We start from the raw sequence: 24356 nt of genomic DNA, 5'->3' as shown, positions 1-24356 counted from the left end.
AACAGGGAGTTAGTATGGTCAGCGCGCTGTATGCGGTGTTAGGTGCATTACTGCTGATTAAGTTTTCATTTGATGTTGTGCGCCTGAGAATGCAGTACCGCGTCTCGTACGGTGACGGGGGCTTTTCTGAGCTACAAAGCGCAATCCGCATCCACGGCAACGCGGTCGAGTACATTCCCGTCGCGTTAATTTTACTGCTGTTAATGGAGATGGATGGCGCAGAAACCTGGATGGTGCACGTCTGTGGGCTGCTGCTGATAGCTGGGCGTTTGATGCATTATTATGGTTTTCACCACCGCCTGATCCGCTGGCGTCGTTCTGGCATGAGCGCGACCTGGTGCTCGCTTTTGCTGATGGTGCTGGCTAACCTTTGGTATATGCCGTGGGAGTTGGTTTTCTCCTTCCATTAGCGCACAATATGCCCCTTTATTTTTCCCGGATTTTTACGTTATGTCAGATCGCGACACGCTTTTTTCCGCGCCTATCGCCAGCCTGGGCGACTGGACCTTTGATGAACGGGTAGCCGAAGTCTTCCCGGATATGATCCAGCGCTCTGTTCCCGGTTATTCCAATATTATCTCCATGATCGGCATGCTGGCGGAGCGTTTTGTTCAACCCGGCACGCAGGTCTATGACCTGGGCTGTTCGCTGGGAGCGGCAACGCTGTCCATTCGTCGTAACGTTCATCACGAAGGCTGCAAGATTGTGGCTGTCGATAACTCACCGGCCATGGTCGAACGCTGCCGTCGCCACATTGACGCGTATAAAGCCCCTACGCCTGTGGAGGTGGTAGAAGGCGATATCCGCGATATCGACATCCAGAACGCCTCGATGGTGGTACTGAACTTTACCCTTCAGTTCCTGGTGCCGGACGATCGTCAGCGGTTGCTGGATAAAATTTATCAGGGCCTGAACCCGGGCGGCGCGCTGGTGTTGTCTGAGAAATTCAGCTTTGAAGACGCCAGCGTGGGCGAAATGCTGTTCAACATGCACCATGATTTCAAGCGTGCAAATGGCTACAGCGAGCTGGAGATCAGCCAGAAGCGCAGCATGCTTGAAAACGTCATGCTGACGGATTCCGTAGAAACCCACAAAGCGCGCCTGCGCAAAGCCGGATTTGAACACAGCGAACTGTGGTTCCAGTGCTTTAACTTTGGTTCTCTGGTGGCGCTTAAAGCCGGAGACGCAGCATGATCGAGTTCGGTAATTTCTATCAGCTGATTGCCAAAAACCACCTTTCCCACTGGCTGGAAACCCTGCCTGCGCAAATTGCCACCTGGCAGCGCGATCAGCAGCATGGTCTGTTGAAGCAGTGGTCCAACGCCGTGGAGTTTCTGCCTGAACTGACGCCTCATCGTCTGGATTTACTGCACAGCGTGACGGCGGAGAGCGAAGAGCCGCTCCCGGCCGGGCAGATCAACCGCATCGAAACGCTGATGCGTAACCTGATGCCGTGGCGCAAAGGGCCGTTCTCGCTGTACGGCGTAAATATCAACACCGAGTGGCGCTCTGACTGGAAGTGGGATCGCGTTCTGCCGCATTTATCCGACCTGACCGGGCGCACCATTCTGGACGTGGGCTGCGGTAGCGGCTATCACATGTGGCGCATGATCGGCGCAGGCGCGCATCTGGCCGTCGGTATCGATCCGATGCAGCTGTTCCTGTGCCAGTTTGAAGCGGTGCGTAAGCTGCTGGGTAACGACCAGCGTGCGCACCTGCTGCCGCTGGGTATCGAGCAACTCCCTGCCCTGAAAGCGTTTGATACCGTTTTCTCGATGGGCGTGCTGTACCACCGTCGTTCCCCGCTGGAGCATCTGTGGCAACTGAAAGATCAGCTGGTCAGCGGCGGCGAACTGGTGCTGGAAACGCTGGTCATCGAAGGCGATGAACATGCCGTTCTGGTGCCGGGCGATCGCTATGCGCAGATGCGCAACGTTTACTTCATCCCTTCCGCGCTGGCGCTGAAGAACTGGCTGGAGAAATGTGGATTTGTCGATGTACGCATCGCCGATGTGTGCGTGACGTCAGTTGAGGAACAGCGCCGCACCGACTGGATGATCACCGAATCGCTGGAGCAATTCCTCGACCCGGACGATCACAGTAAAACCATCGAAGGCTATCCGGCCCCGATGCGTGCGGTATTGATTGCGACCAAGCCGTAGCCTTTAGCCGGGTGGCGGCTGCGCCTTACCCGGCCTACGCGTGATTTCGCAGGCCCGGTAAGCGCAGCGCCACCGGGCAAAAAAGAAAAAAAGGCCCCTGTGTAATTTGCAGGGGCCTGGTACAAGCAAGCATCATATTGGGCGACATGATGCGCGGTAAAAATCGGTACGTTGCTACACGTGATGACGTTCAATCAACGATTTCATTACCGCAACCGACTCTCCATCCACACCGTAGCGTGAGTACTCATCCGCTTCAGCATCCGTCGACATTGACAACCCTGTATTGCGATAACGCATGGGTGAAGGTATCCATTTACCCGCCGAGCTGTGCAGCTCTTCCACCCCTGCGTTTAAAAACAGTTCCAGATTGCTGGCGCGTACTCCTGCGCCCGCCATGATTATTGGAACACCGGAATGTGCTTTTAGTTCCGTAATTAATTTCAGTCCTTTTTCAGCCGAGGACTGCTGGCCCGACGTCAGAACGCGCGCCACGCCCAGTTCTGCCAGCGTATCAAAGGCTTGTATCGGATCCTGACACATATCGAACGCACGATGAAAAGTGACAGCCATCCCCCGGGCGGCGCGCATGACCTGACGCATACGCGGAAGATCGATGTTGCCGTCTTCGTCCAGCACACCGATCACCAGCCCCGGAAAACCGGAATCACGGACGAGGGCGATATCCTCAAGCATGGCACTGAACTCACCCGCCGTATAACAAAAATCACCGCCGCGCGGGCGAATAATCGGGTGCACCGGAATAGTGATGGCCTGACGGGCTGATTTCAGCACGCCAAAGGACGGGGTTAATCCCCCTTCTTTAGGTGCCGCGCAAAGCTCGATGCGATCGGCCCCCTGCCGTTGCGCAGTGACGGCACACTCCACGCTGTAACAACAAATTTCCAGCAGCGCCATGTCATCCTCCTTAAATTTCACTCAACGTACCATCGTGGCACGTTGCCCGATTGATGTCTGGATCGACGCTCACAATGCTTACGCTTCGCTGGCGACGATCTGCTCGATAGTCCAGGGATGGAATTTCACCGTCACGTTGCCGTCCGTTACGGCAAGCGTAGGGTTCGGTAAGCGTTCGCGCTCCCCTTTTGGCGAGCTGGTTTTGACGAAAATACCCGGCTGGCTTAACCCCTCGTCGGAAAGCAGCGCCAGCGCACGGGCGTTCAGCGTCTCGGGCTCCCCAGGCAGAACAATTTCGATATGCTCCCAGCCTTCGTGCGGATAACGCTTCTCTCCTGGCCAGGGCAGTTCCACAACGGTGAATTGCCAGTGCGCCACCGTTACCGGCGCGTGAAGTTTGAACAGGCAGATCGGGCGACCGTTAATGATATTCTCCGACAGCAGTTCTCCGCACTGCTCAAAGCCACGCCGCCAGCGTTCGGCGGTGGCATTCTGGTGGCAGCGCAAAGAGATGTGATCGGCCTCAAGCGGCGCGATATCCAGCCCGAGACGGGTGGCAAGTTCTGTGAACGCCTGAGTGAAGCGCGGTAAATCTGCGGAAATATCATGCAGTTCGTCAATGGTATGCCAGTTCGCCATAGGTCAGTCTCGTTTCGTGTCGCAAAGCCGCTAATTTACTCTGTTGCCCTCTGGCGACCAACCGCAGAATCACGGTTTTTTCGACTGCATGATTATGCATACCGTCTTCGCCTGGATTCTGAGCGATCTTCGCCCCCCGCAGGGCTGACGCCCGAAGGCATTTGCAGTATACTCCCGCCCTAAATTCTTAAACTGGCGTGGGTGTTTTTTACCCGCATCAAAAACGTAAGGTATCCAGGTGAATATTCAGGCTCTTCTCTCAGAAAAAGTCAGTCAGGCACTGATTGCCGCAGGTGCGCCTGCGGATTGCGAACCACAGGTTCGTCAGTCAGCGAAAGTACAGTTTGGCGACTATCAGGCTAATGGCGTGATGGCAGTGGCTAAAAAACTGGGCATGCCGCCGCGACAGCTCGCTGAGCAGGTACTGACGCATCTGGATCTCACCGGCATCGCCAGCAAAACCGAAATCGCCGGTCCAGGCTTTATCAACATTTTCCTTGAGCCTGCATTCCTCGCAAGCCACGTTGACGCGGCGCTGAAGTCTGACCGTCTGGGCGTGGCTCAGCCAGAAGCGCAGACCGTGGTGGTTGACTACTCCGCGCCAAACGTGGCGAAAGAGATGCACGTCGGTCACCTGCGCTCCACCATCATCGGTGACGCGGCGGTGCGTACCCTGGAGTTCCTTGGTCACAAGGTGATCCGCGCTAACCACGTAGGCGATTGGGGCACGCAGTTCGGCATGCTGATCGCGTATCTGGAAAAGCAGCAGCAGGAAAACGCAGGCGAAATGGCGCTGGCAGACCTGGAAGGTTTCTACCGTGAAGCCAAAAAGCACTATGACGAAGATGAAGCCTTCGCCGAGCGCGCGCGCAGCTACGTGGTGAAACTTCAAGGCGGCGACCCGTACTTCCTCGAGATGTGGCGCAAGCTGGTGGACATTACCATGTCCCAGAATCAGCTCACCTATAACCGTCTGAACGTGACCCTGACCCGTGACGACGTGATGGGTGAAAGCCTGTATAACCCGATGCTGCCAGGCATTGTGGCGGACCTGAAAGCTAAAAATCTGGCGGTGGAAAGCGAAGGCGCAACGGTGGTGTTCCTTGATGAGTATAAAAACAAGGAAGGCGAACCGATGGGCGTGATCGTCCAGAAAAAGGATGGCGGCTATCTCTACACCACCACCGACATCGCCTGTGCGAAATACCGTTACGAAACCCTGCATGCGGATCGCGTGCTGTATTACATCGACTCCCGTCAGCACCAGCACCTGATGCAGGCGTGGACTATCGTGCGTAAAGCGGGTTATGTGCCGGATTCCGTGCCGCTGGAACATCACATGTTCGGCATGATGCTGGGTAAAGACGGTAAGCCGTTCAAAACCCGTGCGGGCGGCACCGTGAAGCTTTCCGATCTGCTGGATGAAGCGCTGGAACGCGCGCGTCGCCTGGTGGCCGAGAAGAACCCGGATATGCCTGCTGACGAGCTGGAGAAACTGGCTAACGCGGTTGGGATCGGCGCGGTGAAATACGCGGATCTCTCCAAGAACCGTACCACCGACTATATCTTCGACTGGGACAACATGCTGGCGTTTGAAGGCAACACGGCGCCATATATGCAGTACGCTTATACCCGCGTACTCTCCGTCTTCCGTAAAGCCAATATCGACGAAAGCGTGCTGGCGAATGCCACGGTGACCCTTACCGAAGATCGTGAAGCACAGCTGGCTGCCCGCCTGCTTCAGTTCGAAGAGACGCTCTCCGTGGTCGCGCGTGACGGTACGCCGCACGTTATGTGTGCTTACCTGTACGATCTGGCCGGTCTGTTCTCTGGCTTCTACGAACACTGCCCTATCCTCTCTGCTGAGAGTGAAGCGGTGCGTCACAGCCGCCTGAAGCTGGCGCAGCTGACGGCGAAGACACTGAAGCTCGGTCTGGATACCCTGGGTATCGAAACCGTAGAACGTATGTAAAAAAGAAACCCGGCGAGCGCCGGGTTTTTTATTATCAGAAATATTTCCGCAAATATTCCGTCAGACACAGAATCGCCATTGCCTGGCCATACGGCATCGAGGTCAGCGGTATCTGGCGGTAAAACGCCAGATCGCTTCCCATCCCCGTCCCGAAGGACGTTTGCAGCAGCTCCCCTTCCGGGGAGATGTTTTGCACGATGCCGCGAATCGCTTTCTCCGCCACCTCTGCGTACTCTGCGCCGACATAACGCTTGCGCACGGCTTTCAGAATGCCGTAGGCAAACCCTGCCGTGGCCGACGCCTCCAGATAAGAATCAGGATCGTCCAGCAGCGTATGCCACAATCCGCTCTCGTCCTGACATTTTGCCAGTGCGGCGATCTGCGCGTTCAGTACCTGCACCAGATAGCGACGAACGGCGTTGTTTTCCGGCAGATCCACCAGCTCGAGGAAATCCGGGATCACGATGGTCAGCCAGCTGTTGCCGCGCGCCCAGCGGGCCCGGGCAAAGTTGTGATTGCCGTCGTAATTCCAGCCGTGGAACCACAGCCCGGTCTCCCGATCCATCAGATTCTGTACGTGGAGCAGGAACTGATAGATCGCCTCCTCGACGTACTCCGGCTTGTTCAGCAGCTTGCCGATTTTCGCCAGCGGCAGCACCGTCATCATCAGCGTGTCATCCCACATCTGCTGATGGTTCTCTTCCGCCAGGGTGATGTGCTGCATGCCGCCATGTTCGGTGCGCGGCATCTCATTCATCGCCCATTCCGCCCAGCTTTCCAGCCACGGCAGCCAGGCAGGGTTTTTGGTCTCTTCGTAGCGATACGCCAGCGTCAGGAACGGCGACATGGTATTCACGTTTTTGGTGGTTGCGCCTTCAGCGAAACGGTCAGCAAACCAGCTGTCGATAATCTCGCGCATGCCTTCGTCACCGGTCTGGCAGTAATACTGCCAGATACCGTATAAACCGACGCCGTGGGTCCATTCCCATCCGGCCCAGCCTTTGGTGTCGATCACGCGCCCGTCGTCCAGCCGCAGCAAAAACTCACCCGTTTTGTCGTGGATATTGACCAGGTTATGCGTCACCTTTTGAATCAGCGATTTCAGCTCATCCCTGGCGATAAAGCGCTCAGGCTGACGCAGTAACGGGCTATGTTTGACAGGCCAAACTTTCATCATCTTAACCTCTGTTGTATGTCGAATTCAGTACCGCGCGATCCTTCAGCGAAGGGGCCGCCGGCTTATTGCGATTCAGATAACCGATGTTGTTGTTGCCCCACAGGGATTCATACGGCATTCCCGCCAGCATCTCCACGGTAGCGCGGGCCTGCGGGGTCACCGCCTCTGGCATCGCATGGCCGGACTCGCGCATTTTCGCGGTCTCTTCACGCAGGGTGCTGTGGGTCTGCAAATTGAGTTTGAAGCGCAGGGAGACAAGGAAGCCGCAGAACAGCACCAGAATAGTGCCAACGCTCAGGATCATCAGAATGGTGTGGCTCACTTCCGCAGGTTGCACTTTTTGCCCGCTGACAAAGCCCGACATCTGCATCACGATCCCCACCAGCATCACCGCACCGGCCTGAGACGCTTTACGGGTCAGCGTCATGATGCCCGCGAAGATCCCTTCGCGACGCTGACCGGTGATCACTTCGTCCACGTCAGCAATGTAGGTGTAGGTATTCCACGGTACGTAGTTGATACCCCCGCGGCCAAGACCGGCAACCGCAGAGATCAGCAGCAGCAGAGCGTAAACGTCGCTCAGGCCCGCGTAATAAAGCACCGCGTAAGAGAGCGAGGCCAGACCAAACAGCACGACCACCATGCGGTAAGACGGCGCAGGTCCGAAGCGAATGCACAGCGGGATCATGCCGATCACGGCGAGGAACTGGAAGATGGCCATCGTGCCCAGCAGGTTGGACGCCATTGACGCCTCCTGCATCAGCACAAATACCACGTAATAGGTGAACACCGCATTAAAGACGTCCTGGGCGATGTAGCCGCCAAGGTACATCCCCAGATGCTGGCGGAAAATCTTGATGCGCAGCGTCGAACTTAATTCGACAAAAAGCCGGTTCAGGCTCTGGCCCAGGGTCAGCTTTTTCTTCTCTTCCTCGGCACGCAGAGCCGCTTCAGACCACTCTTCGCGCGGACGCTCCCAGGTGAAGAACCAGACGAAAGTAAGCATCAGCGCGCAGAGTACGGAGAAGACCAGGCTTGCATAGAAGAAGGAGATCGCGTTGTCTTTGCCGAAATGCGTGAGCAGGATCCCCGGCAGGAAGGAGGCCAGAATGGCGGACATCTGCGCCATAGAGATTCGCGCCCCGGAGAATTTGGTTTTCTGTTTGAAATCGTCCGTCATCTCCGGCACCAGCGTTTCGTACGGCACCAGGATCATGGTGTAGACGATATCAAAGATCAGATAGGTCAGCAGGTAGTACCAGAAACTCATGTCTCCTACCCACATCAGCGAGTAGCTGAAAACGCAGGGAATACCGAGCAGGATGAAGAACTTACGACGGCCAAAACGCTTACCCAGCCAGGTGGTGCCAAAGTTATCGGTTAAAAAGCCCATTAACGGGCTGACAACCGCATCCAGCACCCTTGCGGCAGCGAAGATAAAGGTTGCTTCAATCGGTGTGAGTCCACAGAAGGTGGTATAAAAATACAAAAGCCAGGCGGCCGTCAGGGCGGTAGTCCCCGCCCCGAGGAAGTCCCCTGACCCGTAAGCAAAATAATTTGCGAGTCCAATTTTACGTGTTTTCATTGCCGTCAACCCTAATCAGTTTTGGGAGACTCCCTGTAAGCAACCTCGTCCGGGAGTTTTTACACGGCTACAGTAAAAGTATCGACCTGTTGATACCTTTCTGTTTCTGCCATCACAAAGTGGTGAATGGCAAAAACGCAAAGAGTGTCAATACGCGTGTCACTGATTTATAAAACAGCGTTTCTTTTGTATCAAAAGGGAAGGTCATTTTTGCGAGCCAGCCTTCAGAAATGCCTGGAGACTGGCGAAAAGGCGGGCAGTTAGCGGTAGTTGACGAGCACCTCGTTGCGCTGAACCTTCAGCGCCGGGATGAGACGTCCACCGCCTGGCACTTCCCAGATAAAGCGTAAAGGCTCCTGAGCAGACACCCCGTTGAAGGCCTGGGTAGTGCCACGTTGACCCTCGATTTCCGCGCAGCGGTTCAGCGAGCACAGCCGCACCCGCAACCCGGCCGGTGTGGGTCCCGTCAGGGTGTAATTCCAGGCCACCAGCGTCATCTGCCCGGACACGGGCTCAGAGGCGGACAGCGGACGGGAGGAGATCGACTCACCCCGATGGTTGAGCGTCAAGCCGATACTGCTGGCCTGCCATGCCCCCTCGCCTGCGGCCTGCGCCGCCAGCGGGAAAAGTAAGATCCACAGCCACTTACGCATTATTTCCCTCCTATGGTCGCCGTCATGCGAATATTGCGGTTATCGGACAGCTCCATATTCGACAGCACTACCAGCTGGTTCAGGCTCCGGCGCAGGAAGCGCGACAGCAACGGACGCAGCGCGTGATTCACCAGCAGCACCGGCGGCGCGCCCAGCATCTCCTGACGCGCCAGCGCCTCCTGGGTTTGCGCCAGTAATCTGTCCGCCAGACCCGGCTCCAGCCCGCCACCGCCCTGCAACGCCTGAAGCAGCAGACGTTCCAGCGGCGTGTCCAGGCCAATGACCTGCACTTCGCCGGTTCCCGGGAACCATTGCTGGGTAATGGCGCGTCCAAGCGCCATGCGCACCACCGCCGTCAGTTCGTGCGGATCGCTTTGCAGCGGCGCATGTTCGGCCAGCGTCTCAAGGATGGTACGCATATCGCGAATGGGCACCTTCTCATCGAGCAGATTTTGCAGCACTTTGTGCAGGGTGGTTAAGGTCAGTACGCCCGGCACCAAATCTTCGGTCAGCTTCGGCATCTCCTGCGTTACGCGGTCGAGCAGCTGCTGCGCCTCCTGACGTCCAAACAGTTCCGCGGAGAACTGGCCAATCAGGTGGTTGAGGTGCGTTGCCACCACGGTACTGGCCTCAACGACCGTGTAACCCTGAATCTGGGCCTGCTCTTTCAGGGCGCTCTCAATCCAGATTGCCGCCAGACCAAAGGCCGGGTCGGTCGTCTGCTCACCCGGCAACGTGCCTGCGGCGGTGCCCGGGTTAATCGCCAGCCAGCGGCCGGGGTACGCATCACCGCTGCCGATTTCCACCCCTTTCATCAGGATGCGGTAGCGCGCGGGCGGGAGATCCATATTGTCCCGGATGTGGACCACCGGCGGCAGGAAGCCCATATCCTGGGCGAATTTTTTACGAATGCTGCGGATACGGCCAAGCAGCTCACCATCCTGCTGGAAATCCACCATCGGGATCAGGCGGTACCCCACTTCCATCCCCAGCGAATCTTCGAGCTGTACGTCGTTCCAGGTGGCTTCCACCGCCTGGGTGTTCTCAGGCATTTTGACCGGCGCAGGCTCTGCCTTAGGCTGCGTTTCCCGGCCACGCATCCACCAGGCAAGCCCCAGCAGCGCAGCGGTGAACAGCAGGAATACCAGGTTTGGCATGCCTGGCACCATACCGAGCAGGCCCAGCACCGCCGCGGAGAGCAGCATAACGCGCGGGTTGCTGAAGAGCTGCCCCACCATCTGCTCGCCCACGTCCTGATCGGTACTGACGCGAGTCACAATCACGCCCGCCGCGGTGGAGATCACCAGCGCCGGGATCTGCGCCACCAGACCATCACCAATGGTCAGCAGCGTATAGCTTTCCGCTGCGTGGCCCATGTCCATGCCGTGTTGCAGCACGCCGACAAGCAGGCCGCCGACGACGTTAATCACCATGATCAGAATGCCCGCGATGGCGTCACCGCGCACAAACTTACTCGCACCGTCCATGGAGCCGTAGAAATCTGCCTCCTGGGTCACTTCAGCACGGCGTTTTTTCGCTTCATCTTCCGCGATCAGCCCGGCATTCAGGTCCGCGTCGATGGCCATCTGCTTGCCCGGCATCCCGTCGAGCACGAAGCGCGCGCCCACTTCTGCGATACGCCCCGCCCCTTTGGTGATAACCATGAAGTTAATAATCACCAGAATGACGAACACCACGATACCGATGGCGAAGTTGCCGCCCACCAGGAAGTGACCGAAGGCTTCGACCACCTTGCCCGCCGCCGCCGCGCCGGTGTGCCCTTCCATCAGGATGATACGCGTGGAGGCAACGTTCAGCGCCAGGCGCAGCAGCGTGGTGAACAGCAGGATCGTTGGAAACGCGGCGAACTCCAGCGTGCGCTGGGTGAACATCGCCACCAGCAACACCATGATGGACAACGCAATGTTGAAGGTGAAAAGCAGGTCGAGGATAAATGCCGGTAACGGCAGCACCATCATCGACAGAATTAGCAGGATCAGAATCGGTCCGGCAAGGATCTGCCATTGCGTCGATTTCAGGTTGCCGGGCAGGCGCAACATTGCCACCAGATTAGCCATCAGTGTCCTTCTCGTTCAAAAAATCCAGTGCTTCAGGCACCGGCAGGTTCTCAGGTTTTACAGGTCGTTGACCGCCCGCTAAACGCCAGCGTTTCAGTTGCCACACCCAGGCCAGCACCTCTGCGACAGCGGCGTAGAGCTGGCCCGGGATCTGTTGTCCAATTTCCGCGTGGCGATACAGCGCGCGAGCCAGCGGCGGTGCTTCCAGGATCGGCACACGGTTTTCCGTGGCGATTTCACGAATGCGCAGCGCAATCAGCCCGGCCCCTTTCGCCACCACTTTCGGCGCGCTCATTTTGTTTTCGTCGTACTGAAGCGCCACGGAGTAGTGAGTCGGGTTGGTGACGATGACGTCGGCTTTCGGCACATCTTCCATCATGCGCCGACGCGCGGCGGCGCGCTGCATCTGGCGGATACGGCCCTTAACGTGCGGGTCGCCTTCCATCTGCTTATATTCATCGCGGATGTCCTGACGCGACATTCGCAGCTTTTTGATATGGGAATAGATCTGGAAGATAACGTCGAACGCCACCATCGGAATAATGCTGAGTACCACCAGCAGCGAGCATAACCCGACCAGGTTCAGGGCATTCTTCATCGCCGTCATCGGGGACTCGCTGATCAGGCGCATCATCTCCGGCCAGTGGTGCCACAAAAAAAAACCGGCGGTACTGCCCATAAGAAGCGATTTCAGGATCGCTTTAAGAAGCTCAGCCCCGGTTTGCGCGGAAAACATTTTCGCAATGCCGGGGAACGGATTGAGCTTAGAGAATTTCGGTTGCAGCGATTTTCCGCTGAACACCAGGCCACCGAGCATGACCGGCGAAACCAGGGCCACGATGACCACGCCCGCGATCAGCGGCAGCAAGGCGAGCATCGCGCTTTTCACAAGGTTGATGATCTGAATGAGGATCAGATTGGGGTCATTGACCATGCTGTGATCAAAACGTAAGCCAGCCGAGAGCATTCCCGCCAGTCTGCGGGCAAGCATCTCCCCGCCCCACCAGATTATGCAGACGCCCACCACCAGGATCAGCAGGGATGTCAGCTCTCGGGATCGGGGGATCTGCCCATCCTCACGGGCTTTTTCAAGTCGGTGGGGTGTGGGGGCTTCTGTTTTGTCGTCGTTCTCTTCTGCCACTGTGCCTGCTCGCAGCCCATTAATTCACGGGTATCATGCCAGCGCAGAGAAAATCCAATGGCGGGAAAAGCCCGTTTATTCGGGCTCTTTTCGCTGTTTTTGTTCTGAGCTGCCTCAGGCCGCGTTAACGACCTGAGGCAGAACGGGCAATCAGAAACCAAGACTGTCCAGCAGATCGTCCACCTGATCCTGGCTCGCCACCACGCCCGCTTTGCTGGTGTCAAGCTGTGGACCATTGAGCAGGCTTTCGTTCTCGCGTTTCGGACGGGCAGCCGGTTCCGGTATGTTCTCCAGCAGCACCATCAGCAGCTGACGTTCAATCTCCTGAATCACATCCATCATGCGCTTGATCACCTGGCCGGTGAGGTCCTGGAAATCCTGCGCCATCATGATGTCCAGCAGCTGGGCATTGGTGAAGCTGGTGTGCCCCGGCACGTCACCCAGGTACTGACGGGTATCCGTTACCAGTTCGCGGGCATCCGCCAGCTCAATAGGGTTCTCAAACCACTCATCCCAGCGTTTGCTCAGCGCTTTCGCACCCTTCTCCATCGCATCCTGGTGCGGCTGCGAGGCTTCAACGCTGTTCAGCGCACGCTCGGCCGCCTGCGCGGTCATCTGTACGACGTAGTCCAGACGGTCGCGCGCGTCAGGGATGGCTTCCGCCGCTTCGGCGATAGCCTGGTCCAGCCCCAGCTCACGCAGGCTGTCACGCAGCATGCGGGTCAGGCTACCAATGCGGGCAATAATGTCGCTCGGCGAATGTTCTTCAACGGGTTTCATAGCAGGTTGCAACATATCCATCACCTCACATGCCGAGTTTCTCGAAGATCTTCCCGAGCTTCTCTTCCAGAGTCGCCGCGGTGAATGGCTTCACCACGTAGCCGCTTGCGCCCGCCTGTGCAGCGGCAATAATGTTCTCTTTCTTCGCTTCTGCGGTCACCATCAGCACCGGCAAAGAGGCCATGCCCGCATCCGCGCGGATGGTTTTCAGCAGTTCGAGACCGTCCATGTTCGGCATGTTCCAGTCGGAAATCACAAAACCAAACCCGCCAGCCTGGAGTTTGTTCAGCGCATCCACCCCGTCTTCTGCTTCTTCAACATTGTTGAAGCCCAGCTCTTTCAGCAGGTTGCGCACAATGCGACGCATGGTGGAAAAGTCATCCACAACCAAAAACTTAAGCTCTTTATCCGCCATAAAATAATACTCCTGAGTCAAATACGTATTGCCTGTCCGGCACTGATTTTCGCCAGCATCTGCTGGCTTACCTGGCTAAGATCGACCACTTCGCTTACGCCACCCATATTGATGGCCTCGCGCGGCATGCCGAACACCACACAACTTGCTTCATTCTGCGCAATCGTCCAGGCGCCAGCCTGGTGCATCGCAAGCATTCCGGCGGCGCCGTCGTTGCCCATTCCCGTCAGGATCACCCCAACGGCGTTGCGCCCCGCATGTTTCGCCACCGAATGAAACAGCACATCCACCGACGGACGGTGCCGGTTAACCGGCGGCCCGTCATGAATTTTGATTTGATAGTTCGCCCCGCTGCGCGCCAGCTCCATGTGCTTGTCACCCGGGGCGATATAGGCGTGACCCGGCAGCACGCGCTCGCCGTCTTCCGCCTCTTTCACGCTGATCTGGCACAGCTTATTCAGGCGCTCCGCGAACGAACGGGTAAACCCTGGCGGCATATGTTGCGTGATCAGAATACCCGGGCTTGAGAGCGGCAATGGCTGGAGTACATGGCGAATTGCCTCTGTTCCTCCGGTTGACGCCCCAATGACCAGCAACTTTTCCGAGCTGAGTAACGGCCCTGCCTTCAGGGTTGCCGGAGCTGCCATCGGCTTGTGGGCCGCGAGTTTTGCGCGCGACGCGGTACGGATTTTCTCGGCGATCATCTCGCTGTACGCCAGCATCCCCTCGCGAATGCCGAGCTGCGGCTTGGTGACAAAATCCACCGCCCCCAGCTCCAGCGCGCGCAGGGTGATTTCTGAACCTTTACCGGTCAGAGATGACACCATCACCACCGGCATCGGGCGCAGGCGCATTAATTTTTCCAGGAAATCGATGCCATCCATGCGCGGCATTTCAACATCCAGCGTCAGCACGTCGGGGTTATATTTTTTGATTAAATCCCGCGCGACCAGCGGATCGGGCGCTGTCGCCACCATCTCCATATCGCTGTGGCTATTGATGATTTCGGTCATGATCTGACGCATTAGCGCTGAATCATCGACAGACAATACCCTGATTTTACTCATGCTTTTTCCTTACTCAGCGCATATACCGTTTGCCCACGCAGGCTAAACTCACGCACGAGGTTGCTGAAGTTTTCCGAGTGCCCGGCAAACAGTAAACCGTCAGGCTTGAGCAACGGAACAAAGCGACGCAGGATGTCCTGTTGCGTCGTTTTATCAAAATAGATCATCACGTTACGGCAAAAAATGGCGTCGAATGGCCCCGGCACGTTGTACTGCTTATCCAGTAAATTAACGGGAGCAAATTCCACGCAGTTCGCCAGCTCCTGGCGTACGCGCACCAGTCCTTCATGCGGGCCGGTACCGCGCATGAAGTAACGCTGTAGCTGCTGAGGAGACAGCGTTTTAAGCTCATCCTGGCGATAAACGCCGTTACGGGCTTTTTCCAGCACTTCGGTATCGATGTCGCTGGCGTACACTTTCCAGCGGCCCGGCGCCATGCCCAGGGTGTCCGCCAGGGTGATGGCCAGCGAGTACGGTTCTTCCCCGGTAGAGGCCGCCGCGCTCCAGACGCGATACTCTCCGCTACGGCGACGGGCGTGTTCCGCCAGCACCGGGAAGTGATGCGCCTCGCGGAAAAACGCGGTCAGGTTGGTGGTTAATGAGTTGATAAATGCCTGCCATTCGGCGCTGTTCTGGTTCGCTTCGAGCATGCTCAGATAGCGGCCAAAATCATCCAGCCCCAGCGTACGCAAGCGCCGCACCAGCCGGTTGTAGACCATGTCTCGCTTATGGTCCGCAAGCACGATCCCCGCACGCTGGTAGATTAACTGACATATCCGACGAAAATGCGCGTCGGACAGCGCGAGGCGCTGTGTCATCTGCAACAATAATGACGTTTGCCCTGAGGGCATGGGTGATGTCATAGCGCCTTCTTAATCACATTCAGGATACAACGGGCACGGCCTGTGACCGTCCGACTTCTGTTACTGCTTCAACGTGCTCTTTCACATTAAATACGGCGACCAACCCGGTAAGGTGATCCGCCTGGTTTGCCAGCTGATCGGTAGCCGCCGCCGCCTCTTCCACCAGTGAGGCGTTCTGCTGCGTAACCTGATCCATCTGTGTAACGGCCTGCGCCACCTGCTCAATACCACGGCGTTGTTCATCAGACGCCGAGGCAATCTCGCCCATAATGTCGTTAACCCGCGTCACGGAGGTGACAATCTCGTGCATGGTCTGCGCGGCGGTATCCACCAGCGCGGAGCCCTGCTGAACGCGGGAGACCGACTCTTCTATCAGCCCTTTGATCTCTTTCGCCGCATTGGCGCTGCGGCTGGCGAGGTTTCGGACTTCACCGGCAACCACCGCGAACCCGCGCCCCTGCTCCCCGGCACGCGCCGCTTCAACGGCCGCGTTCAGCGCCAGAATATTGGTCTGGAACGCGATACCGTCGATGACGCTGATAATGTCGCCAATTTTCTGCGAGCTGGCGGCAATCTCCTGCATCGTGCTGGCGACGTGAGAGGCCTGATCGCCCCCACGTTTCGCCGTCATCGCCGCCTGTTTTGACAAGTCGGACGCCTGACGCGCGTTATCGGCGTTCTGGCTTACCGTCGCGGTCAGCTGCTCCATGCTGGCCGCCGTCTGCGCCAGCGATGCCGCCTGCTGTTCGGTGCGGGATGAGAGATCGTTATTGCCTGCCGCAATCTCGGAGATCCCGGTATGCATGGCGTAACTGCCCTGGCGAACGTTGCTTACCGTTTCCCGCAACGACCCCTGCATCGCCTTCAGGCTGGCGAAAATCGCTGATATCTCATTCCTGCCATACACGGCCACCGGACGCGCCAGATCGCCCTTCGCCATACTGTCGAAGTGGCTGCTGACGATGGCCAGCGGCTGGACGATCATTTTGCGCGACCACCACAGCGAGCCGCCGGTCAGCAGGGCGGCCAGGATCACCATGGTCAGGAAAATCGCCCCTGACATGCGGTAGCTGGTACGGCTGTCCGCACCGGCACGCGCCACAAACTGGTTAATATCCTGCTGCCAGGCGTTAAAGCTGCCGTCGAACGCCGCCTGAGACGCCTGCACCGGCGCGGTCAGGAAGTCAGAAAGCTGGTTGTTCTCCAGCCACGTCGCCTGATGGTCGAGATCGCCGTACCACACATCAAAGGTCTTTTTCATGGCGACTTTCAGCGCTTTCTCTTTCTCACTGACCGCCTCCTGCGCCGTAAAGGCCTCAAACTGCGCGTCGGCCTGCTTCAGGCTGCTGCGGGCCACGACCATCAGCGCCTTAATATCCTCCGGCGGATAGCTCAGCGCGGTTAACGTCCCTGCTTTGTTCAGCGCAGTGCTTGCCTGCAACAGCACGGCACGCGTTTGTGCCAGTGCGGAGCGCTGCTGATTACTCGTCTCAACTTCCTGCAAATTCTGATATCCATCGCGAAACGCCCAGAAAGACAACCCGTTACTGCCAACCTGCAAAACCCCACACAGGATCAGAATCAAAAACAGTGTGGTCGAGATACGAATACGATTAAACATCCACGCTCCCATCAAGCGGCAAGCAGCCGCGGTTTAATTGTCAGTCAAAATGTTTCCCAGTTTTCATCTTGTCCGGTCACCGCTGCGCGCGTACGTGTTGTCACGGGCGCCGGGGTTGCTTCGCTGTACGCCGACCGCGAGCTGACCGTATTTGTCGTTTTTGAAGTAAGACGGAACGCCGAGACGGCCATTTTCAGGCGGCTAGCCTGGTCCTCCAGCGCAGCGGCCGCGGCAGCGGACTCCTGCACCAGGGCAGCGTTTTGCTGCGTCACACGATCCATTTCCGATACCGCCAGGGCGACCTGGTCAATACCACGACTCTGCTCATCCGATGCAGAGGCGATTTCACCCATGATGTCCGTCACGCGCGTCACGGCATTCACGATGTCATTCATGGTTTCACCCGCACTTTCCACCAGCACCGAGCCGGTATCCACGCGTGAAACAGAGTCTTCAATCAGGGCTTTGATCTCTTTCGCCGCATTGGCGCTGCGGCTGGCGAGGTTACGCACTTCGCCGGCGACCACGGCAAACCCGCGCCCCTGCTCGCCCGCACGCGCCGCTTCAACGGCCGCGTTCAGCGCCAGGATATTGGTCTGGAAGGCGATACCGTCGATTACGCTGATGATGTCGGCGATTTTCTTCGAGCTGTCGGCAATGTCATGCATGGTTTTCACCACGCCGTCGACCACCCGACCGCCGCGCTGGGCGGTGTCGGACGCGCTTTCTGCAAGCTGCGACGCCTGGCGGGCATTGTCGGCATTCTGCTTCACGGTCGCGGTGAGCTGCTCCATGCTGGCCGCCGTCTCTTCCAGAGCGGATGCCTGCTGTTCGGTACGGGATGAGAGATCGTTATTGCCCATCGCGATTTCACTCGTGCCGGTATAGATGGCATCCGCCCCCTCGCGCACGTTGGCGACGGTATCAATCAGCGAACGCTGCATATGGTCGACGCTGGTTGCCAGCTCGGTGATCTCATTGCGGCCAGAAACGGTCAGCGTTTTCGTGAGATCGCCCCGGCCAATATCACGGATATGGGCAATGACGCGGCCAAGCGGGTTAAGAAGGATATGACGAATGCCGTACCACACGGCCACCAGCACGATGACCAGCGCGAGGGCGAGAACCGCCATCTGCCATTTCGCGAAACGGTAGTCGTTCTGGCTTTGCGTGAACGCGGAGTGATAAAGCTCGCCGCTGGCTTTGGCGTACTCGCCGAGCGCCGCGCCGAGGGCGTTCTGCATTCCCTGGGTCGGCTGCGCGAAATAGGCGTCCATATTGCCCTTCTCCAGGAACTGCACCAGCTCCGTGAGGCCGGCGAAGTAGGCCTGATATTTTTCATCTATGTTCGCGCTCGCCTGCGCCATTGCTGGCTGAGGGGCGATTTTTTTGAAGGCGTCGTAATGTTTCGCCGCGTCTGCCAGCGTGGCGCGCGCATTCTTCAGCAGTTCCGTTTTTGCGCTGCTCTGCTGGTTATTTGGGTCCATCATCATGCGGGCAGACGAGCGGCTCAGGTTGATACGCGTCTGCAACATCAGATCCCAGGTCGTGGTCAGTTCGCTTTGCTGCATTCGCAAATCGTTCGAGGCCGCGAAGCTGTCCTGGTTCTGTTTTAACGACGAGAAAAAGAGGCCGCCAGAAGTAAGCTGAAGAAGTGCGAAAATGACCAGCACCATCATAAGCATTGTGACAACGCGAATACGGTTCAACATACAACACCTTCTCATAGATTTATTAACGGTGTTATCGGCACAGGCCACAGGAACTTTACATTTGCGAAAGGGAAAAGCGCGGGAGTCAGAATGCGACGTCGACAATCAGCGTGTCGGTATAGGTTCCGGCAGGCGGCGTGGCCTGGCTGGTCAGAACTTTGGCGGTGTAGTTGTAGGTACGTAAAAGCCCGTCCGTACTGACCTGCGATGAGCTGGCGCTGGCCCAGCGCTCGCTGCCGCTGCTACCCCAGCGGTTGCTGGTCGCCTCTTTGTAGATGTCGTAACTCATGAAGTTGCTGCCGCTGACCATACGACGCACGTTGTTCAGGGCATTTGCCCCATTATTAATGCCTATGGTGTAGGTGCTGCCTTTGGTGCAGGTGACGGCAACCGACTGTGAAACGGTGGGAAAATTTTGCACCAGCGGCGCGCTGTTAAAATTGACGTCCGGCGTGGTCATGGTGCTGCAATCGTTGGTGACGGTCATGTTGAGGAGGATCGAGGTGGTTGCCGTACCGGTTTGCGGGGTCAGGCACGCTCCGACCGCGCCAACGGCGCACACGTTGTAGTTAATGCTGAACGTTAACAACACCTGATACGGCCCGGCGGTGACGTTCTGCCCCATTACGGTCCGGAAATAAAGGGGAATGTTGTAGCGCCTTGAACCCAGCAGCCCGAGCAGCGTGTTTCCGCTCCAGGTATAGGCTTTGCTGATTTGTATTTCACTGTTTCCGCCGCAGCCGGACGCCCCGCACAGCCGCGCAGGGATGACATCGGTAATAGCCGCGTTGTCCGTACGCTTCATGGTCGCCCGGCTATTCGCGAAGACGGATGCCGAGGTGTAATTCAGCGTCACCGAGTCGTTGGTTAACAGGTTGAGAACGGTATCGCAGGTCACCACCAGCGTGCCCGTCGTTTCCACTTCCCCGGTACCGCTGAGTGCGAACGAGGTGACGCTGCCAAACGAGGCATTCACCGTACTGACGGTACAGGCCGCCCAGCTGCCGCCGGAGCACAGCAGCAGGAGCGCGATTAACAGGCGTCTCACGGCGCCTCCCGACAGGTCAGCGGACCGTAGGTTTGCAGCTTATGTGCAGGGTTTGCGCCAACGGTCAGCGTTGCCGTACAGCGTTTACCCTCCGGGGTGATGACCTCGAGCGGATTCACGTCGTTGAGGTTTTCCATCCAGGCGAGGCCGTCGTAGCCGACAACCGCGCTGCTGCGGGACGCGCGTCTGACCTGGCTTCCTACCGGGATCGCATTGCCCTGCGCATCGTGCAGGATCACGCTGGCAACCCGCTCCTGCTCCATCGGGAAATCCACCAGATAACCGTTATGCCGACGAATCGCCACCCGACGCTCGGTCTCTTTCAGCCGGGTATCCGCAGGTAAGTTCAGGGTATCAATGCGGTAACTTGCCGGGTAATAGGCGGAAACGCCGCTCACCAGCAGATAGCCTTTGTTATTGGTTTTTCCGACCGGCTGGTTTTCGTAGCTGACGGGAACATCCGGATGTCCGTCGGTGCTGATCACCACAAACGCATCGTTGATTTTGTTCGCCGCAAACAGCTCACCGTCCATCAGCACGACAGAGCCCATCGCCTCGCCCCACCAGGTCATCATGCCCTTCTCACCGTAGCCGCCGCCCTGTAGCTCCACGTTGTTATTCCGCCAGCCGAGCGTGGCCTGCTGATAGTTACTCGACCGCGACTGGTTGGCCCAGGCCATGTTCCAGCTAAATCCGCCGTCTGAAGGCATCGAGTGGTTGTAGTTAATGCGTTGAGTGCTGCCTGCGTCAGGGGTGTTTTCAAAGGTGACGGCGGCGCTGTCACGTTCGCCGAGGGGAACCTGCAACGACAGCGCAACCGTCCAGTCGCCTCGCTGCTGGTCACGGCTGGCAGCCAGATAAATACTGCTTGAGCCCCACAGATTACGGCTCCAGGAGAGGTTGAGCAGCTCAGTTTTCTGGCTGTCAAAACTCTCAACGCCGATCCACGCCGCGCCGATATTGCCGTATCCGCCGAGGTTAAAGGTTAAGGAATACTGGTCGGTATTGCGGCTCAGGCTGGCAACGGGGTTATCATTTTCATCATAAACGGTGGGCTGATCGTACAGGGCGAGATTGCCAAAACCACGATCACGTCGGGTATGCTGGGTCGCTACGCTAAACTCGCTGGTGTTGTATTGATAGCCCCAGTTTATCTGGCCGCCGCTGTCGCCGCGCATGCGGCTTTGGGTCCACGAGGTATTTACCACGCCAAAACGCCCGAGCTTCAGTACCGTGCCCGCGCCGCCAAGCGCCAGCGACTCCGCCCCTTCCGCATGCCCCTCCAGCGTCAGCCAGTCGGTCACCCCGTAGCGGTACGATCCGCTGCCCGCCGCCGGGCCATAGTCAAAATTCTCAATACCGTAGTTACGCCGCAGGCTGCCCAGCGTCACGGCGCCGTCGCTTAACCCCTGCTTAAGCAGATCGCTGCTGACATAAAACGGCAGCGTGGTACTCACCTGACGACCCAGCGCATCAGTGGTAACCAGTACTGCATCGCCAGCACCGTTGATATACGGCAGATTGGTGAGGGTAAACGGCCCCGGCTGAAGGCGGGTGGAGCCGGAACGGTAGCCGTTAATAAAGAGATCGACCGAGGTCGGGACAGCCGCCTCGCCGGAAAACGCCGGCAGCGGCCAGGTCACCAGATCCGGACGCAGGGAGAAGTCGCGCCCGTAGCTGATCCCGCCCATGCGCACGCTGGTGCTCCAGCTCAGCGCATCGCTGATGACGTCCCCGGCGGACCAGGTGGTGGCATCCTCTTCGTTGGTGATCAGTAAGGTAGAGTCATAACGCACGTACCCTTCCTGCTGCCCGCTGTTACCGGTGAAATTCTGCCGGGCGTAACCCGTCGATGAAAATGAATAATCCTCATTGAAATAGCGGAACTCGTGCCATACCGATGCCTGGCCGCCCGTGTGTTCGGAATGGTTGGTATAAACGTCGTAATTGAGCAGCGCGCCGCGGCCATAGTGCGGTTTGCTTTGCGTGCTCTGTTCGCTGAACGGCGTGATCCGCGCCGCGACCCAGTCCCGGGGGACCGTCAGCAACAGGCGCTGGGCCGTACTGTCGTACTCTGCGCGTACCGACGTAAGCGTCGAGAGATTCACCTCTCCGGCTGGCACATGCGCGGGCGGCAGCCCGGCGCGGAGCAAATCCGCGCCCGAAATAAACCAGGCGCCCTCACGCTGCGTCACCGGCACCACCAGACCCGTGTCATAGTGGTTCAGCACCAGGACGAGCTGGAATACTGCTTCGCCGTTTATCGTCCGTGCATCCGGCGGCGGCGGTAAACTGTCGTCGCCGGTTTCGGCAAAGGCGCTGGTACTGACGCAAAGCAGGATCATCATCGCCGGTTTCAGTTGACGGGCGTCGATTGCCATTGCGTATCCCTGGCATTAATTTGCGCGCTCATCCGGTTCGGCTGATAAATCCCAGCCGGAAGCGGCCAGCTTCGGGTGCTGCCTGGCAGCACATAACCCAGCAGCCCCTCGGCAACCGTGCGTTTTTGCCCGCCCTGCTCAACCGCAACCTGGCTGAGCCGGACGTGCACACCCCCCTGATTACGGACCTGAAGCGCGGGTTTCCCCCCTTCCTGAACGACCCGCCAGCTCAGCTGTTGAGTATTCGCCAACGCGTGGTGCGCCCCTTCGTTGAGGGTGGGGATCCCCTGCCCATAAACAAATAAGGGAATGGAATAGCGCATTTGCAGTTTGAGGCCCATGGACGGTTCCGCTTTGGCATCCGGCTGGGGAATTTCATCCACAATAATGCGGTAGGCCTGCTCAACCCCCGACGGGATTGTCCCCTGCTTGATCAGGCGAATAAGCTGTTTACTGCCTTTGGCGATGGTCACGATCGGCGGGCTGGCGACCACATCCTGCTGGGCGGTGTAACGCTCATATCCTCCCTCCTGCTTCCAGCGCACAATACGCACCTGCATTGTCGTGGCGCTGTTGCCCTGATTCTGGATCCACAATTCAGTTGCTCTGGCCTCTGCCGAAAGCCACGGATCGATGGGCCACAAAAGAATGGTTGCCGCTGCCTGCGCCTGGCTCGCTGCCAGAGCCGTTGCCCCCAACAGACCCACCAGGCCTGATCGCCTGAAAAATGGCTTCATCGATGTTCTCCCTTTCCTACCATGACAAGGTCACGGTGAGTTGATCTGAATATGTTCCCGGCAGGCTAAACCCCGTCAGGAGCGCGACGCCAAAAAGAGGCAGCGCGATGTTATTGCTGTTGGTATAGGTAATCGGTATGGCCTGGTTAACCCCAATTTCGCTGTTCGCCGCCAGAGAGCTGCTGCTGTAAAGCCGGTAACCAACAACTTCGGTCCCACCTGAACGCGTCATCCGTCGCACCGAGCTGTAATTCTGGCCGCCGTCAATGCTCATGCTCAGCGCCACGCCCGGCGTGCAGGCGATGGACAACGCACCGTCGGCGACAAAGCTGGTGCTGACCGGCGTGTTGTCCACGCCGTTACGGGTTCCAAAATCCAGCGTCCCAAAGCGCCCGCCCGTGCCGGTACTCACCGAGCACCCTGGTACTACCGTCGCGCTCACCCTGAAGGACTGGGAGGTCACCGCTCTGGCGTCGCAGTTCATCATCAACCCGACGATCAGGGCCAAAAAAGGTTGCACGACGCCCTCTGCGCTTTCGCGCAGACATAAACACAATGCCTTCATGGCTGAATCAGTAGGTGACGCTGACGTTAATCGTGTCGGTATAGGTTCCCGGTACAACCGTTACGCTATTGCCACCGCCCGTTATGCGTCCGTAGAGGGTATAGCTGTCCACCCCGCCCGCCGTGGAGGCAACGGGCAACGCGGCGTTGTTAGCGATCACGTTGTTGTACCCGCTGTCGCTATAGAGGCTGTATGCCACGCCCTGTGCCGCATTGGCAGTGTTCACCAGATAGCGGGCGGGTGTGCCGGGGGTGCCGACAACGGTTCCGGGTGCGGTCGCGTTGGTGTTGCCGGTGATCGCCACCGTGTAACTGGCAGTGGTACATTGAATGGTAAAGGTGTTTCCGCCGCTGGCCCCGGTTAACTGGGTTGTCAGGGTGGAGAATGTCGCAGGATGGGTCCCGAAATCGAGTGTCCCGAAGTTAATGCCGTTTTGCGTTGGCGAGCCGTTGATCAAACAACCGTTCGTCAACGTCAGCGTCGCCCCGATAGTACCGCTACTGGTGACTGCCAGCGCCTGACCGACAGTCGCCGCCGTCAGCAGTGTACCCGCGCAGATAAAAAGAAGTGTTCTTTTCATTTACCACCCTCCAGAAGAAATAATGGTCCGCTTACCCTATTTTATTCATACTGTTCAGTATGTTAGCCCCGCTTAAACATTCCCCGGCGCGGTTACTGAGAATTTAGTTTATGGTTCACGCTTCAACCACTTTCAGCGAAGGTGAGACACCCGCCCTCCCATTAACAGACTATTAACAAAAATTACAAAGAGTTAGCAAAATAAAACGGGCATTATTTTTGCTTAATTTGAGGATATATCGCCTGTAACGTGATCCGCGTCA

22 protein-coding genes are annotated in these 24356 nt (G+C 57.8%); 4 read left to right on the top strand and 18 right to left on the bottom strand.

The annotated features are described in order from the left end of the window. Nucleotides 1-14 precede the first annotated feature (14 nt). The 3 genes from ACOTYH_RS06655 to cmoB are packed head-to-tail and all read left to right on the top strand — an operon-like array spanning nt 15 to nt 2162. Nucleotides 15-410, top strand: coding sequence for an MAPEG family protein (locus ACOTYH_RS06655; protein WP_003859737.1), 396 nt, complete (start codon nt 15-17; stop codon nt 408-410). A 40-nt stretch (nt 411-450) separates the two neighbouring features. Then, entirely contained in the window at nt 451-1194 is a 744-nt protein-coding gene (cmoA, locus tag ACOTYH_RS06650) for a carboxy-S-adenosyl-L-methionine synthase CmoA (protein ID WP_421637633.1), read from the top strand. After that, nucleotides 1191-2162: a tRNA 5-methoxyuridine(34)/uridine 5-oxyacetic acid(34) synthase CmoB gene (cmoB, locus tag ACOTYH_RS06645; RefSeq protein ID WP_015570275.1), complete on the top strand. Its 972-nt coding sequence runs from the start codon at nt 1191-1193 to the stop codon at nt 2160-2162. Before cmoA ends, cmoB begins: the two co-directional genes overlap by 4 nt. A gap of 174 nt (nt 2163-2336) precedes the next feature. Here cmoB and cutC read toward each other — a convergent pair whose 3' ends face one another. Together cutC and ACOTYH_RS06635 are read right to left on the bottom strand one after the other, a co-directional pair. Further along, complete coding sequence (cutC, locus tag ACOTYH_RS06640) at nt 2337-3080, bottom strand: copper homeostasis protein CutC (protein ID WP_032669628.1); 744 nt, start codon at nt 3078-3080, stop codon at nt 2337-2339. Nucleotides 3081-3158: 78 nt separating this feature from the next. After that, nucleotides 3159-3719, bottom strand: a complete 561-nt coding sequence (locus ACOTYH_RS06635; protein ID WP_015570274.1) for a VOC family protein — start codon at nt 3717-3719, stop codon at nt 3159-3161. 238 nt (nt 3720-3957) lie between these two features. Between ACOTYH_RS06635 and argS the strand changes: the two genes are divergently transcribed. Beyond that, nucleotides 3958-5691 (top strand): arginine--tRNA ligase, encoded by a 1734-nt coding sequence (gene argS, locus ACOTYH_RS06630; protein WP_023294934.1) that lies wholly within the window; start codon nt 3958-3960, stop codon nt 5689-5691. A 34-nt stretch (nt 5692-5725) separates the two neighbouring features. Here the strand turns inward: argS and ACOTYH_RS06625 are convergent, their stop codons facing one another. The 16 genes from ACOTYH_RS06625 to ACOTYH_RS06550 form a co-directional block, all read right to left on the bottom strand. Next, the gene (locus ACOTYH_RS06625) at nt 5726-6865 is read right to left on the bottom strand and encodes a glycoside hydrolase family 88/105 protein (RefSeq protein WP_026080697.1); all 1140 of its coding nucleotides are present in this window, start codon (nt 6863-6865) and stop codon (nt 5726-5728) included. Nucleotides 6866-6869: 4 nt separating this feature from the next. Continuing rightward, nucleotides 6870-8453 (bottom strand): MFS transporter, encoded by a 1584-nt coding sequence (locus tag ACOTYH_RS06620; RefSeq protein ID WP_017693238.1) that lies wholly within the window; start codon nt 8451-8453, stop codon nt 6870-6872. A 260-nt stretch (nt 8454-8713) separates the two neighbouring features. Further along, complete coding sequence (gene flhE, locus ACOTYH_RS06615; protein WP_017693237.1) at nt 8714-9106, bottom strand: flagellar protein FlhE; 393 nt, start codon at nt 9104-9106, stop codon at nt 8714-8716. After that, the gene (flhA, locus tag ACOTYH_RS06610; protein WP_421637632.1) at nt 9106-11184 is read right to left on the bottom strand and encodes a flagellar biosynthesis protein FlhA; all 2079 of its coding nucleotides are present in this window, start codon (nt 11182-11184) and stop codon (nt 9106-9108) included. Before flhA ends, flhE begins: the two co-directional genes overlap by 1 nt. After that, nucleotides 11177-12325, bottom strand: coding sequence for a flagellar biosynthesis protein FlhB (gene flhB, locus ACOTYH_RS06605; protein ID WP_017693236.1), 1149 nt, complete (start codon nt 12323-12325; stop codon nt 11177-11179). Before flhB ends, flhA begins: the two co-directional genes overlap by 8 nt. Nucleotides 12326-12475: 150 nt before the next feature. Next, nucleotides 12476-13120, bottom strand: a complete 645-nt coding sequence (gene cheZ / locus ACOTYH_RS06600; RefSeq protein WP_003859718.1) for a protein phosphatase CheZ — start codon at nt 13118-13120, stop codon at nt 12476-12478. Nucleotides 13121-13130: 10 nt separating this feature from the next. After that, nucleotides 13131-13520, bottom strand: a complete 390-nt coding sequence (gene cheY, locus ACOTYH_RS06595) for a chemotaxis response regulator CheY (protein WP_000763862.1) — start codon at nt 13518-13520, stop codon at nt 13131-13133. 17 nt (nt 13521-13537) lie between these two features. After that, nucleotides 13538-14587, bottom strand: coding sequence for a protein-glutamate methylesterase/protein-glutamine glutaminase (locus ACOTYH_RS06590; RefSeq protein WP_014884341.1), 1050 nt, complete (start codon nt 14585-14587; stop codon nt 13538-13540). Continuing rightward, nucleotides 14584-15450: a protein-glutamate O-methyltransferase CheR gene (cheR, locus tag ACOTYH_RS06585; RefSeq protein WP_017384409.1), complete on the bottom strand. Its 867-nt coding sequence runs from the start codon at nt 15448-15450 to the stop codon at nt 14584-14586. The genes ACOTYH_RS06590 and cheR overlap by 4 nt, the downstream gene beginning before the upstream one ends. Nucleotides 15451-15469: 19 nt before the next feature. Continuing rightward, nucleotides 15470-17071: a methyl-accepting chemotaxis protein IV gene (gene tap, locus ACOTYH_RS06580; protein ID WP_421637631.1), complete on the bottom strand. Its 1602-nt coding sequence runs from the start codon at nt 17069-17071 to the stop codon at nt 15470-15472. Between the two features lie 44 nt (nt 17072-17115). Further along, entirely contained in the window at nt 17116-18783 is a 1668-nt protein-coding gene (gene tar, locus ACOTYH_RS06575) for a methyl-accepting chemotaxis protein II (RefSeq protein WP_017384411.1), read from the bottom strand. Nucleotides 18784-18868: 85 nt separating this feature from the next. Then, nucleotides 18869-19831 carry a Csu type fimbrial protein gene (locus ACOTYH_RS06570; RefSeq protein ID WP_017384412.1) on the bottom strand — a complete coding sequence of 321 codons (963 nt, stop codon included), beginning with the start codon at nt 19829-19831 and terminating at the stop codon, nt 18869-18871. Further along, nucleotides 19828-22212 (bottom strand): fimbria/pilus outer membrane usher protein, encoded by a 2385-nt coding sequence (locus ACOTYH_RS06565; protein WP_203452940.1) that lies wholly within the window; start codon nt 22210-22212, stop codon nt 19828-19830. The genes ACOTYH_RS06570 and ACOTYH_RS06565 overlap by 4 nt, the downstream gene beginning before the upstream one ends. Then, the gene (locus ACOTYH_RS06560) at nt 22188-22949 is read right to left on the bottom strand and encodes a fimbrial biogenesis chaperone (protein WP_332998984.1); all 762 of its coding nucleotides are present in this window, start codon (nt 22947-22949) and stop codon (nt 22188-22190) included. Before ACOTYH_RS06560 ends, ACOTYH_RS06565 begins: the two co-directional genes overlap by 25 nt. A 16-nt stretch (nt 22950-22965) precedes the next feature. After that, nucleotides 22966-23514, bottom strand: a complete 549-nt coding sequence (locus tag ACOTYH_RS06555) for a Csu type fimbrial protein (RefSeq protein ID WP_033486795.1) — start codon at nt 23512-23514, stop codon at nt 22966-22968. Between the two features lie 7 nt (nt 23515-23521). Continuing rightward, nucleotides 23522-24094 carry a Csu type fimbrial protein gene (locus tag ACOTYH_RS06550; protein WP_017693232.1) on the bottom strand — a complete coding sequence of 191 codons (573 nt, stop codon included), beginning with the start codon at nt 24092-24094 and terminating at the stop codon, nt 23522-23524. Between the last annotated feature and the right edge of the window lie 262 nt (nt 24095-24356).

This window comes from Enterobacter cloacae complex sp. SHL001 (genome assembly GCF_049236825.1).
GTDB classification, from domain to species: Bacteria; Pseudomonadota; Gammaproteobacteria; order Enterobacterales; family Enterobacteriaceae; genus Enterobacter; species Enterobacter hormaechei_C.
Note: the sequence above shows the minus strand (reverse complement) of the source record. Positions and strands in the feature narration are given on the sequence as shown.

Coding starts and splice junctions, on each gene's coding strand:
- ACOTYH_RS06635 (WP_015570274.1), bottom strand. CDS start 3,719: ATGGCGAACTGGCATACCATTGACGAACTGCATGATATTTCCGCAGAT.
- ACOTYH_RS06625 (WP_026080697.1), bottom strand. CDS start 6,865: ATGAAAGTTTGGCCTGTCAAACATAGCCCGTTACTGCGTCAGCCTGAG.
- ACOTYH_RS06620 (WP_017693238.1), bottom strand. CDS start 8,453: ATGAAAACACGTAAAATTGGACTCGCAAATTATTTTGCTTACGGGTCA.
- cheZ (WP_003859718.1), bottom strand. CDS start 13,120: ATGTTGCAACCTGCTATGAAACCCGTTGAAGAACATTCGCCGAGCGAC.
- ACOTYH_RS06565 (WP_203452940.1), bottom strand. CDS start 22,212: ATGGCAATCGACGCCCGTCAACTGAAACCGGCGATGATGATCCTGCTT.
- ACOTYH_RS06550 (WP_017693232.1), bottom strand. CDS start 24,094: ATGAAAAGAACACTTCTTTTTATCTGCGCGGGTACACTGCTGACGGCG.
- ACOTYH_RS06560 (WP_332998984.1), bottom strand. CDS start 22,949: ATGAAGCCATTTTTCAGGCGATCAGGCCTGGTGGGTCTGTTGGGGGCA.
- cmoA (WP_421637633.1), top strand. CDS start 451: ATGTCAGATCGCGACACGCTTTTTTCCGCGCCTATCGCCAGCCTGGGC.
- ACOTYH_RS06590 (WP_014884341.1), bottom strand. CDS start 14,587: ATGAGTAAAATCAGGGTATTGTCTGTCGATGATTCAGCGCTAATGCGT.
- tar (WP_017384411.1), bottom strand. CDS start 18,783: ATGTTGAACCGTATTCGCGTTGTCACAATGCTTATGATGGTGCTGGTC.
- flhA (WP_421637632.1), bottom strand. CDS start 11,184: ATGGCTAATCTGGTGGCAATGTTGCGCCTGCCCGGCAACCTGAAATCG.
- tap (WP_421637631.1), bottom strand. CDS start 17,071: ATGTTTAATCGTATTCGTATCTCGACCACACTGTTTTTGATTCTGATC.
- cutC (WP_032669628.1), bottom strand. CDS start 3,080: ATGGCGCTGCTGGAAATTTGTTGTTACAGCGTGGAGTGTGCCGTCACT.
- cmoB (WP_015570275.1), top strand. CDS start 1,191: ATGATCGAGTTCGGTAATTTCTATCAGCTGATTGCCAAAAACCACCTT.
- ACOTYH_RS06655 (WP_003859737.1), top strand. CDS start 15: ATGGTCAGCGCGCTGTATGCGGTGTTAGGTGCATTACTGCTGATTAAG.
- ACOTYH_RS06555 (WP_033486795.1), bottom strand. CDS start 23,514: ATGAAGGCATTGTGTTTATGTCTGCGCGAAAGCGCAGAGGGCGTCGTG.
- flhE (WP_017693237.1), bottom strand. CDS start 9,106: ATGCGTAAGTGGCTGTGGATCTTACTTTTCCCGCTGGCGGCGCAGGCC.
- cheR (WP_017384409.1), bottom strand. CDS start 15,450: ATGACATCACCCATGCCCTCAGGGCAAACGTCATTATTGTTGCAGATG.
- cheY (WP_000763862.1), bottom strand. CDS start 13,520: ATGGCGGATAAAGAGCTTAAGTTTTTGGTTGTGGATGACTTTTCCACC.